At 65.5% G+C, this 11627-nt stretch carries 12 protein-coding genes; 6 read left to right on the forward strand and 6 right to left on the reverse strand.

Annotated elements, in window-relative coordinates:
* Positions 1-4: 4 nt before the first annotated feature.
* A complete protein-coding gene (locus IB258_RS28435; protein ID WP_225590543.1) occupies positions 5-901 on the reverse strand; it encodes a LysR family transcriptional regulator in 897 nt (298 codons plus the stop codon).
* A gap of 71 nt (positions 902-972) precedes the next feature.
* Between IB258_RS28435 and IB258_RS28440 the strand changes: the two genes are divergently transcribed.
* The 3 genes from IB258_RS28440 to IB258_RS28450 all read left to right on the forward strand — a co-directional run bounded on the left by IB258_RS28440 (position 973) and on the right by IB258_RS28450 (position 3748).
* Positions 973-2220 carry a CaiB/BaiF CoA-transferase family protein gene (locus IB258_RS28440; RefSeq protein ID WP_192353517.1) on the forward strand — a complete coding sequence of 416 codons (1248 nt, stop codon included), beginning with the start codon at positions 973-975 and terminating at the stop codon, positions 2218-2220.
* The gene (locus tag IB258_RS28445; protein WP_192353518.1) at positions 2217-2693 is read left to right on the forward strand and encodes a MaoC family dehydratase; all 477 of its coding nucleotides are present in this window, start codon (positions 2217-2219) and stop codon (positions 2691-2693) included. Before IB258_RS28440 ends, IB258_RS28445 begins: the two co-directional genes overlap by 4 nt.
* 89 nt (positions 2694-2782) lie before the next feature.
* Positions 2783-3748, forward strand: a complete 966-nt coding sequence (locus tag IB258_RS28450; protein WP_125471078.1) for a tripartite tricarboxylate transporter substrate binding protein — start codon at positions 2783-2785, stop codon at positions 3746-3748.
* Positions 3749-3825: 77 nt separating this feature from the next.
* On the opposite strand, the gene IB258_RS28455 is transcribed toward IB258_RS28450, so the two are convergent.
* The 5 genes from IB258_RS28455 to IB258_RS28475 all read right to left on the reverse strand — a co-directional run bounded on the left by IB258_RS28455 (position 3826) and on the right by IB258_RS28475 (position 9450).
* A complete protein-coding gene (locus IB258_RS28455) occupies positions 3826-4200 on the reverse strand; it encodes a tautomerase family protein (RefSeq protein ID WP_054451217.1) in 375 nt (124 codons plus the stop codon).
* Positions 4201-4320: 120 nt separating this feature from the next.
* Complete coding sequence (locus IB258_RS28460) at positions 4321-5580, reverse strand: glycine betaine/L-proline ABC transporter ATP-binding protein (protein WP_054451216.1); 1260 nt, start codon at positions 5578-5580, stop codon at positions 4321-4323.
* Positions 5577-6434 carry a proline/glycine betaine ABC transporter permease gene (locus tag IB258_RS28465; RefSeq protein ID WP_054451215.1) on the reverse strand — a complete coding sequence of 286 codons (858 nt, stop codon included), beginning with the start codon at positions 6432-6434 and terminating at the stop codon, positions 5577-5579. The genes IB258_RS28460 and IB258_RS28465 overlap by 4 nt, the downstream gene beginning before the upstream one ends.
* Before the next feature lie 235 nt (positions 6435-6669).
* A complete protein-coding gene (locus IB258_RS28470; RefSeq protein WP_054451214.1) occupies positions 6670-7671 on the reverse strand; it encodes an ABC transporter substrate-binding protein in 1002 nt (333 codons plus the stop codon).
* Between the two features lie 516 nt (positions 7672-8187).
* The gene (locus IB258_RS28475) at positions 8188-9450 is read right to left on the reverse strand and encodes a class I SAM-dependent methyltransferase (RefSeq protein WP_175182080.1); all 1263 of its coding nucleotides are present in this window, start codon (positions 9448-9450) and stop codon (positions 8188-8190) included.
* A gap of 206 nt (positions 9451-9656) precedes the next feature.
* Here IB258_RS28475 and IB258_RS28480 point away from each other — a divergent pair, with 206 nt between their 5' ends.
* From IB258_RS28480 to rpmG, 3 genes are all read left to right on the forward strand, one after another.
* A complete protein-coding gene (locus tag IB258_RS28480; RefSeq protein WP_054451213.1) occupies positions 9657-10805 on the forward strand; it encodes a Bcr/CflA family multidrug efflux MFS transporter in 1149 nt (382 codons plus the stop codon).
* Between the two features lie 355 nt (positions 10806-11160).
* On the forward strand, positions 11161-11397 hold the full coding sequence (gene rpmB, locus IB258_RS28485) for a 50S ribosomal protein L28 (RefSeq protein WP_006385639.1): 237 nt from the start codon (positions 11161-11163) through the stop codon (positions 11395-11397).
* A gap of 37 nt (positions 11398-11434) precedes the next feature.
* Positions 11435-11602: a 50S ribosomal protein L33 gene (rpmG, locus tag IB258_RS28490; RefSeq protein WP_003810296.1), complete on the forward strand. Its 168-nt coding sequence runs from the start codon at positions 11435-11437 to the stop codon at positions 11600-11602.
* Positions 11603-11627 lie beyond the last annotated feature (25 nt).

Genomic DNA, 11627 nt, shown 5'->3' on the forward strand with positions numbered 1-11627 from the left:
GACCTCAGTCCGCAGGGTTCAGCATGCAGTCGCGCAGGCGCAGCACCGATGCGCAGGACGTGTCGCGATGTGTCACCAGCGACAGGGACAGCGCATCGTGCGCGTCGGCGTCGTTAAGCGGCACGAAGGCCACGTGCGGGGTGGAATACGCGCGCGTCACGCCCGGCACCAGCGCCAGGCCCATGCCGCTGGCGACCAGACTGATCAGCGTCTGCACCTGTATCGCCTCCTGGCTGATGCGCGGCGAGAATCCCGCCTTCAGGCATAGCGCCTGCGCCACGCCGTGCAAACCCGGCACCTTCAGGGGGGAATACAGCACGAAGTTCTCGGCGCGGGCACGCTCCAGGCTGACCGGCCCGCCCGCGGCCAACGGATGCCCTGCCGGCACGGCCAGGATGAGATCGTCGCGTTCCACCACCCAGGAATCCAGCGCTGCGTCTTCCGCCAGCGGACCGCGCACCAGGCCCGCATCGATATCGTTGGCGCGCAGCATTGCGACCAGGCCGACCGTGCTGTCCTCGCGCAGGTCCAGCTGCACGTCCGGATACTGCGCCCGGAAGGCCGGCAGGCAGCGCGGCAGCAGCATGTAGGTGGCAGAACCCACAAACCCCAGCCGCAGCGTGCCCCACTCGCCCAACGCAACGCGGCGGGCCGCCTGGCGCGCCTGGTCGGCGTGGAACAGCGCACGGCGCGCGTCCGCCATCAATGCCTGTCCCGCCGGCGTCGGCGTCACGCCCTTGGGGCCGCGCACCAGCAGCGGCGCGCCCACCGCGTGTTCCAGTTTCTGGATCGAGACCGACAGCGCCGGTTGCGCAATGTGCAGCGTGTCTGCGGCCCGCCGATAGCTGCCCAACTCCGCGATGGTGACGAACTGCCGGAGCTGCCGCAAATCGATAGCCATAACAAATTCCATATCGCCCAATACCTACGCCATATTAGACGCGTATGCCGACGGCCGATAGGATTTCCGCCATGACAGCCACTCCCCTATCCCAAGCCAGCGCATTGGGCGGCGTGCGCATCCTGGACCTGACGTCCGTGGTGTTCGGCCCCTATGCCTCGCAGATACTCGCCGACTACGGCGCCGACGTGATCAAGGTGGAATCGCCTGCGGGCGATTCGACGCGGCATACCGGCCCCGCCCAGGAACCCGGGCTGGCCGCCATCTTCCTGGGCCTGAACCGTAACAAGCGCAGCATCGTGCTGGACCTGAAGCAGGCCGCGGCGCGCCAGGCGCTGTTGACGATGGCGGACCAGGCCGACGTGCTGATGCACAGCATGCGCCCCGCCAAGATGGCCGCGCTGGGACTGGATCCGGACACGCTATGCGCGCGCAACCCGCGCCTGGTCTACGCCGGCCTGTACGGCTTCGGCGCGGGCGGCGCCTACGACGGCCAGCCCGCCTATGACGACATCATCCAGGGGCTGTCGGGCCTGGCCGACCTGGTGGACCGCCAGACCGGCGCACCGCGCTACCTGCCCACCGTGGCCGCCGACAAGACTTGCGGACTGATCGCGGCGCACGCCATCCTGGCCGCGCTGTTCCAGCGCGAGCGCACCGGCGCGGGCCAGCAGCTGGAAGTGCCCATGTTCGAAAGCATGGCGTCCTACGCGCTGGTCGAGCACTACTACGGCAGGCACCTGGTCGACGAGCCCGGCGAGGCCGGTTATCCGCGCGTGCTCACGCCCTGGCGCAAGCCCTGCAAGACCGCCGACGGCCATGTCTGCCTGATGCCCTACACCGACGCCCATTGGCACGACTTCTTCATCGCCGCGGACCGCCACGATCTGGCGCAGGACGCGCGCTTTACCGACATCGCGTCGCGCACGCGGCACATCGAAACGCTCTACGAACTGCAGGCCGGCATCGTGGCCGGGCGCGATACCGCCTACTGGCTGGCGCTGTGCGCGCGCCAGGAAATCCCCGCCGCGCCCATCAACCGCCTGCAGGACCTGGAGGCCGACCCGCACCTGCAAAGCGTGGACTTCTTCGCGCCGCTCGACAGCGCCTCCGGCAGCCGCTACCGCTTTCCCCGCAACCCGGTGCGTCTGCAGCATTCCCATGTGCCGCCCGCGATGCCGCCGCGCCTGGGCGAACACACGCGGGACGTACTGCGCCAGGCCGGCCTGGACGAAGCCCAGATCGCAGGGCTTCTGGAATCGGGCGCAGCCCGCGACGCGCATCCCTCAACCCCGAACAACCGCAAGGACTCCACATGACCGCAGACCGCGACGCCGCCGACATCAAGCAGCTTGGCCAGGGCTATTACTGGCAGGACCTGGCCGTGGGCCAGCGCTTTCAGACCTTCCGCCGCACGGTGACCGAGACCGACATCGTCAACTTCATCAGCGTGACCGGCATGCTGGAGACGATCTTCATCGACGCCACGTATGCCCACGGCGCGATCCAGGGACGCCCCGCCCCCGGCGGCCTGACCTACGGCCTGATCGAGGGGCTGATCATGCAGGGCATGGTGCAAGGCACCGGGCTGGCGCTATTGGAAGTCCACAAGAAAATGCTGGCGCCCGTGGTCGCGGGCGACACCATCTGGGCGGAGATCGAAGTCACGAGCATACGTCCCACCTCGCAGCACAACCGGGCGGTGGTCGCCTCGGTCATCGAAGTACGCAACCAGCACGGCAAGCCGGTAATGGCTTACACGGCCACGCGCATGCTGGCCGGCAGGCCCTGAACCATCATCAGGCGATCAAGCGCCCCCCGTAGAGGGCGCTGGCGCCGGGACGCGATCCGCGTCACAAGAACAGCACAAGGAGACAAGCAATGAAGAAAGCACTGCTGGCAGGCAGCCTCGCCATTCTCGCGCTGGGCGCCGCCGCCAGCGCCCACGCAGCGTGGCCCGAACGCCCCATCACCATGGTGGTGCCCTTCCCGCCTGGCGGGCCGACCGACCTGGTCGCCCGGGTGCTGGCCAAGCAGCTGACTGACCAGCTGGGCCAGACCGTCGTGGTCGAGAACAAGGGCGGCGCCAACGGCAACATCGGCATGCAGTACGCGGCTGCCGCCAAGCCCGATGGCTACACCGTGCTGTACAACACCTCCTCCATCGCGCTCAGCCCCAATCTGTACCGGTCGCTGGCCTTCGATCCGGTCAAGGACTTCGCGCCGGTGTCGTCCACGGCGGTGATCCCGCTGGTGCTGCTGGTGCATCCGTCCGTGCCGGCGCCGGACACCCGGACCTTCGTGCAGTATGCGCGCGAGCATCCCGGCAAGCTGTCGTATGGGTCGGCCGGCGCCGGCAACGTCACGCACCTGGGCGCCTTGTTGCTGTTGCGCTCGCTCGAAATCGATGCGGTGCACGTCCCCTATCGCGGCAGCGCCCCGGCCATGACGGATCTGGTCGGCGGGCAGGTGCAGCTCATGACCAATACGCTGAACGATTCGCTGGGCTTCATCCGCGAAGGCAAGCTGCGCGCGCTGGCCGTGACCAGCGGCGCGCGCAGCGAGCAATTGCCCGACGTGCCGACGGTGGCGGAAACGGTGGCGCCCGGATTCGAGATGGGCGCCTGGCAAGGCGTGGTGGTGCCGGCGGGCACGCCCGCGCCGGTCATCGACAAGCTGAACGCTGAAATCCGGCGCGCGCTGCAATCGCCTGAAATGACCAGGCAGCTCAAGGCGCAAGGCGCGCAGGCGCTGGGATCCACGCCGCAGGAATATGCCGCCTACATCAAGAGCGAAATCGCGCGGTGGGGAGAGGTGGTGAAGGCCGCCAACGTGAAGCTGGACTGACGGTTGCTGAAGGCAGATGCAAAAACGCCCGCGAATCGCGGGCGCTTCTGTCTGAGCTGCCAGGCGGACGGCAAAGCTCAGCGGCCGTTGGCCTTGGCCGTGATGCCGTTGGCCGCGCCCATGTCGGTATTTGGCACGTCGCGCAGCAGCACGCGCACGTCCTGGCCCGAGATGCCGATGCTGGCGCACACCGCCTGGTTCAGCGCCGCGATCAGCGCGGCCTTCTTGGCTTCGTCGCGGCCGGAGATCAGCGCGACGTCGACGCGCGCCATGGCCTTGCCGATTTCGCCGCCCACGATCACATGCGCCGCCGGCACTTCCTGAAGCACGATGCGCACGCTGGGCAGCGGCGCCGCGATGCTCTCGACAACGGCGTTGGATGCGGCCTGCAGCAACGCGGCCTTCTGGGCGGCCGTGTGGCCTTCCATGATCTGGACATTCAAAATAGGCATGACTGATTCCGATGTTCCGAAAAAGGAGAAACCGGCCCAGGCGGCCGGCAACCCATCATATCCGGATCAGGACCGCGCTGACGGCCGCGCGGCCTCGATCCGGATTAGGGTTTCTCCCTGTCAGGCCGCCTGGTCGCGGCGCTCGGGTTCGGACTGCTCCTGCGCGTCGACGGCAGCGGCGGCTTCCGCCGCAGGCGCGGTTTCGGCCAGGGCCGGCGTCACCAGCTCCACCACCTTCTTGCGCGACAGCATGCCGATGAATTCATCGTCTTCGCCGGTCACCGCGACCGGCTGGTCGCTGTGCACCAGCTGGGCCAGCACCTCGCCCAGGCCAGCGGTGGCGGGCACGGAAGCCAGATCCTCGACGTAGCGGGAAATGTCGCGCGCGCCTTCCTCGATGGCGCGCGTGGCGGCCTCGGCGGTCAGCACGCCGGCCAGCCGCTTGCCGTCCAGCACCGGCGCGTACTCGTAGCTCAGGGCGCGCATGCGGTCCATGGCATGGGCGGGACGCGAACGCATGGTCAGGGTCAGGCGCGCCGGATTCACGGCGTGCGTGGCGTTGAGCACCTTGGTGCGGTTCACGTCCTGCAGGAAGGACTGCACGTAGTCATTGGCCGGATTCAGCAGAATGTCTTCCGGCGTGCCTTCCTGCACCAGTTCGCCGTCCTTGAGGATGGCGATGCGGTTGCCCAGGCGCAGGGCTTCGTCCAGGTCATGGGTGATGAAGACGATGGTCTTGTTCAGCTTGGCCTGCAACTGCAACAACTGGTCCTGCATCTCGCGCCGGATCAGCGGATCCAGCGCCGAGAAGGCTTCGTCCATCAACAGGATTTCGGCGTCGGTGGCCAACGCCCGGGCCAGGCCGACACGCTGCTGCATGCCGCCCGACAATTGGTGCGGGTACTGGTTCTCGAAGCCCGACAGGCCCACCTGGTCCAGCCACTCGCGGGCGCGCTTTTCGCGTTCGGCGCGGCCGACGCCCTGCACGGTCAGGCCGTAGGCGGCGTTGTCCAGCACGGTGCGGTGCGGGAACAGGCCAAAGCGCTGGAACACCATGCTCATCTTCTTTTGACGGAAGACTTCCAGGTCGCGCTTGTTCAGGCTGACCACGTCCACGCCGTCGACCAGGATGTGGCCGGCGCTGGGTTCGATCAGGCGGTTGAAGTGGCGGATCAGCGTGGACTTGCCGGAACCCGACAGGCCCATGATGACGTAGATGCTGCCTTCTTCGATCGACAGGCTGATGTCGCGCAGGCCCAGCGTGTGGCCGCTTTCGGCCAGCAGCTGTTCCTTGCTCATGCCGCCCTGGGCGGCTTCCAGCCATTTCTTCGGGTGCGGCCCGAAGACCTTGTAGATGTTCTTGACCTCGATCTTGCTCATCGCTGGCCTCCCATGCGCATGCGCTGTCCATACGATTGCGTGATCCGGTCGAACAGCACGGCCAGCACCACGATACCCAAGCCCGCCAGCAGGCCGCGGCCCACTTCCAGGCGGTTGATGCCCAGCAGCACTTCATAGCCCAGGCCGCGCGCGCCGATCATCGAGGCGATCACCACCATCGACAGCGCCATCATCGTGGTCTGGTTGATGCCGGCCATGATGTTGGGCAAGGCCAGCGGCAACTGCACGCCGAACAGCTGCTGGCGCGGATTGGCGCCGAAGGCGCGCGAGGCTTCCAGCACTTCGCGATCGACCAGGCGGATGCCCAGGTCGGTCAGGCGGATCAGCGGCGGCACGGCATAGATCACGGTGGCGATGATGGCCGGGATCTTGCCCAGGCCGAACAGCATGACCACGGGAATCAGGTACACGAAGCTGGGCATGGTCTGCATCACGTCCAGCACCGGCAGCATGATGGAGCGCAGCCAGTTGACCCGCGCCATCAGCACGCCCAGCGGGATGCCGATGATCACCGACAGGCCGGCCGCCATGATCATGAGCGCCAGCGTCTGCATGCCGGCGTCCCACAGGCCCAGCACGCCGATCACGCACAGCAGCGCGCCCATCGCCAGGCTCAGGCCGATGCGGCGGCTGACGCCCCAGGCGATCGCGATCGTCACCGCGACCACCGCCCACCAGGGCGAATTGCGCAGCAGCTGCTCCAGCCACACCAGGGCATGCAGCACGGGCTGGGACAGAGTCTCCAGCGTGTCGGCATAGTTGGTGACCAAGTGATCGACAAAGCCGTCGATCGCCCCCCGGACCTGCCGGGCGGGAATAATTTCAGGAAACATTCGTTCTACTCCATTCTGGCGCACTCACCGCCCGGACCGCGACCGCATGCCCAGGAATCGGGCAATGCGGCGCAAGCTTGCGGCTTCCAGCTAGAAAACGGCCGGCCATCCCGGCAGCGCCAGCGCATCTCGGTCCGGGCGCGAGCACCCGGCCGGCGGCCATCCTGGCCAAGAAATCCGGCCCCGTGAAGGGCCGGAGCGCACCGCGACGGCGCGCAGCCAGGAACATGGCGGGTTACAGCGCGCTTTGGACGCGCCCGGCGACGTCGGCGGGGACCCACTTGGTCCAGACGTCGGGTTTGTTCTTCAGGAACCACTTGGCCACGGCGTTGGCTTCGTCGCCGGACTCTTCCATGTGGGCCAGGGTTTCGTTGATCACCGGCAGCGGCACCGAGACCTTGGACAGGAATTCGGTGAGCTTGGGCGCTTCCTCGGAGAACTTGGTGTTCACCGCCGTGAAGACGGGATTGTCGGGATAGGCGCTGGGTTCGGGCTTGGCGCACTTGGGCGACGTCAGGCACTTGTGCTTTTCGGCGTCGTAGGGCGGCATGTCCAGCTTGACCAGGTCCATGGAACCCACCAGCGGCGTGGGCGACCAGTAGTAGAAGACCACGTTCTGCTTGCGCTTGTAGGCCGACATCAGGGCCGCCTTCTGCGCCGCGCCCGTGCCGGGCGAATACAGGGTGTAGCTGTCGTCCAGTTTCAGGGCGTGGAACAGGTTGTTGCTGGTGATCTCGCAGCCCCAACCTGCCGGGCAGCCGTAGAAACGGCCCTTGCCGGGCTCTTCCGGATCCTTGAACTTGTCCTTGAACTTCGGCAGGTCGGCGGCGGACTTCAATTCGGGCAGGCGCTCCGCCGTGTAACGCGGGATGTACCAGCCCTCGGCGCCCATGTAGAGATCGCCGATGCGCTTGACCTTGCCGGTCTTCTCGGCGCGGTCCCAGGGGTCGGCGACGCTGTTCAGCCAGATCTCGGTATTGATATCCAGGTCGCCGCGCTCCAGCGCAGCCAGGGCGGGCAGGGTTTCGGTCGGCAAGGTCTCGGTCTTGCAACCGTAGCCCTTTTCCATGATGAAACGTTCGACGTCGACCAGGACCAGATTCGATTCCCAGTTCATCGCGCCGAAATTGACCGGGCGCTTGATTTCGCACTGGACGGCGTCGGCGGCTTGGGCCGCACCGGCAAAGGCGAAGAACACAGCCGCGGCGGCCAGGGTCTTGACAGGGGTAAAACGCATTGGCTTTTGCCTCCATAGGTTCAGGGACACACGCCAGGCTTGGGCCCGGAGGTGCCATGGAGCTAAGGGGGTTGTGCGGAAGACGGGCAGAACCGCCAATACAAACCGACACTAGCAACAAGACGGTCCGCGAGGGTGCGGCATCTTGCAAGACAGGAGCTTCAAAAACGCAGTTTTTGAAAACCCACAGAAAGTGAACAAACTGAACGAAGAAGCCAGCATCTTAAACGAAATTGATGCTCAGCCCAACCCCACCCTGGAATGAATCAGATACATTTCCGGAAAAAACGGTCCGGGATTACCCGCAATCGCAAGGAGTGAAACAGCAGCTTTCCCTAGGGGATTTTGATTCAGACGCAAAGATACATTCAGTAAATAATAAATTCATATCCATACGCTTTAGCGGTTTCGAATCGGCCGGAAATCGCGGTTCCGGCCAGTGGGCGGACGCGTTTCGGCCCACTTCCCGGTGTCAAACCCATTGAAACCGGCCATCCTGCGGACACCCGCTGACCGCTACTCGTTCTTGGCGTACATGTAGTCCCGGCGCCAGGGGTAGGCGAGGTCCGGCGGATTGTCCAGCTCATCGGCGCGTCCTGTCGCCGGATGCTGGCCCAGGATCTGGTGCAGCGCGATCCAGCCGTGCTCGAACGCCATGGCGCAGCCGGCCAGGTACAGCCGGTAGGCGCGCAGCGAACGCTCGCCCTGCTCGCCGCCCAGGATGCGCGCCGCTTCAGGCAGGCGCGCCTCCAGCGCATCGCTCCAGGCCCACAGGGTGCGCGCGTAATGCGGCCGCAGGTTTTCCACGTCCACCTCTTCCAGCCCGCCGTTGGTCAGGGTTTCCATCACCACGCTGACGTGGGTCAATTCGCCGCCCGGGAAGATGTACTTCTCGATGAATTCGCCCATGCCGTTGCCCAGCTCGGCGTTGTAGACGCCGGCCGCGGTAATGCCATGGTTCATGATCAGTCCGCCCGGCTTGAGCAGGCGGCGCAGCTTGGCGAAGTAGCCCTCGAGCTGGGCGCGGCCCACGTGCTCGAACATGCCGACCGACGCGATCTTGTCGTAGGGCGCGGATTCGTCCAGTTTGCGGTAGTCCAGCAGTTCCATGCGGACCCGGCCTGCGAGCCCCTTCTCCTGGATCAGCTTGCTGACATGGGCATGCTGGTTGCGCGACAGCGTGATGCCGGTGGCGTCCACGCCGTAATTCTCGGCAGCCCACAGCAGCAGGCCGCCCCACCCCGCCCCCACATCCAGGAACCGCTCGCCTGCGCACAGGCGCAGCTTGCGGCAGATGTGGTCCAGCTTGGCCTCCTGGGCCTGGGCCAGCGTCATGCCCGGTTCACGGTAGTAGGCGCAGGAATAGACCCGTCGCGGATCCAGCCAGAGCGCGTAGAAATCATCGGACAGGTCGTAGTGGAATTCGATCTGCTTGGCGTCGCGTTCGACCGAATGGCGCCAGACCGACACCACCTTGCGCACCAGCTCGGTCAGCCAGCCGCCGCGCGCCGCGTCCACCGGCGAGCCCGGCAGCAGCGCCGACGCCGCGGCCATCACATCGCGCATATTGCCTTCGATGTCGATGCGGCCTTCCACGTAATCCTGCCCCAGCACGCCCACTGCGCCTTCGGCCAGGTGCGCCAGCGCAGTCTTGTCGTGCGTGACGAAACGAACGCGGGGTTCGGGCGGCCCCAGCACGGCGCCGTCGGGCAGAACCAGCTGGACCGGGACCGGCAGGGCCTGGAGTTTGCGTTCCACAACAGACAACAAAGGATTCACGACTTCTCCTCTGGAATACGTACGGACCGCAATGACTTTATCGGAAAAAACTTGCAATTTGCTTGTAAGGTTGCCCGTGATACAGTCGTTTACTTGGCCCAAACCGTGCAACAAACCGCATCCGGGCCCTGTCACTGCGCTACCCCGCAATCCACATGCCCCCATCACAGTCTTTTCGCAGCGGCCTGCCTGGCTGGCTGATACTCATGGGCGCGCTGACCGCAATCGGTCCGTTCGCCATCGATATGTACCTGCCCGCGTTCCCCACGATCGCGGCGAACCTGGGCGTGTCGCGCGGCGACGTCGAACGCACTTTGGCCGCCTACCTGATCGGCCTGGCGATGGCGCAGGTGTTCTATGGCCCGATGGCCGACCGCTACGGGCGCAAGCCGCCGCTGCTGGTGGGGCTGACGCTGTTCATGATCGCTTCGCTGGGCTGTGCGCTGTCGGGGTCGGTGGAAGCGCTGACCGGCTGGCGCGTGGTGCAGGCCATGGGCGGGGCCGCCGGCATTGTGATCCCGCGCGCGGTCATCCGCGACCACTACGAAACCCATGAAGCCGCGCGCGCCATGTCGCTGCTGATGCTCATCATGGGCCTGGCCCCCATTCTCGCGCCCCTGGCGGGCGGCCAACTGCTTGCCATCACCTCGTGGCGCAGCCTGTTCTGGGTCATGCTGGCCGGCGGTGCGATGTTGATGGCTGCAGTGATCCTGATCATGAAGGAATCGCTGGCGCCTGAACGCGTGGTGCCCCTGCGCTGGGAAACCATCCTGCGCAACTACCGCGACCTGTTCGCGCATCGCGGCTTCATGGCGCACAGCCTGGCCGGCGGCTTCGGCCAGGCCGGCATGTTCGCCTACATCATCGGCTCGCCGCGCGTCTTCATCGAACTCTACGGCGTGCCGCCCCAGTACTACGGTCTGCTGTTCGGCACCAACGCGCTGTCGCTCATCGTCTGCTCGCAGATCAGCGCGCGCCTGCTGCGCACCTACACGCCGCGCCAGTTGCAGCGCCGCGCCCTGACCTCGCTGGCCTGCGCCAGCCTGGCGGCGGTCGCGCTGACGCTGGGTGGCTGGATGACCCTGCCCCTGCTGATGCTGTGCCTGATCTGCTACATGGGCAGCCAGGGCTTCGTGAATCCCAACTCGGCGGCGCTGGCGCTGGCGGACCAGGGCAAGCGGCTGGGCGCGGCTTCCGCACTGTTGGGGACGCTGCAATTGTCCTGCGGCGCGCTGGCCGGTTTCGCCGTCAGCGCCTGGCAGACCGACAGCGCCCTGCCCCTGACGACCACGCTGGCGGCCTGCGCCTGCCTGTCCTGGATCTCGGGCCGCGTGGCGCAATCGCACACCAAGTAGCCTGGCCGCTTGATTTATTTAGGCTTTTCGTATTAGAATCTAAGTCTTCACATGAAGTTTCCCGTGCCGGACTACTATGCTTTGTAGTTCAGCACTCTGACCCCAACCGCGCAACGTCTGGCGATTTTCTTAGGAAATCCCAGAGATTCTTCCAAGAATTCCGCGGGTGGCAGGCAGCGGGTATAAGCACTGGGGCGGACCAGACGGGCTTTAACAGCCACTCCGATCCCCCCTCATCCACTAAGACTGGGTGGCCGGCAAAGGCAGCGCAAGCGCCTCTACAGCCCGGCGGCTGAAACCCTGTCTACCCCCCCAAGCGATGCGCGACAAAAGAACGACCTAAAGAGGTGCATCCATGGCACGCGTATGCCAAGTGACCGGCAAAGGCCCGATGGTGGGCAACAATGTTTCGCACGCGAACAACAAGACCAAGCGTCGCTTCCTGCCCAACCTGCAATCGCGCCGGTTCTGGGTTGAAAGCGAAAACCGCTGGGTCCGCCTGCGTGTTTCGGCCAAGGCCATCCGCACGATCGACAAGAACGGCATCGACGCCGTGCTGGCCGAAATGCGTGCCCGCGGCGAACTGGCTTAATCAGCCTCCCCGCCAATCTACATACTAGGAGCACGACATGGCCAAAGGTATCCGCGAAAAGATCAAGCTCGAGTCGACTGCCGGCACGGGTCATTTCTACACGACCACCAAGAACAAGCGCAACATGCCCGAGAAGATGCTGATCAAGAAATTTGATCCGGTCGCTCGCAAGCACGTTGACTACAAGGAAACCAAGCTGAAGTAATTCAGCCGGTTTTCCCGCAAGTCGA

The organism is Achromobacter sp. ACM02, assembly GCF_014851605.1.
GTDB classification, from domain to species: domain Bacteria; phylum Pseudomonadota; class Gammaproteobacteria; order Burkholderiales; family Burkholderiaceae_B; genus Achromobacter; species Achromobacter aegrifaciens.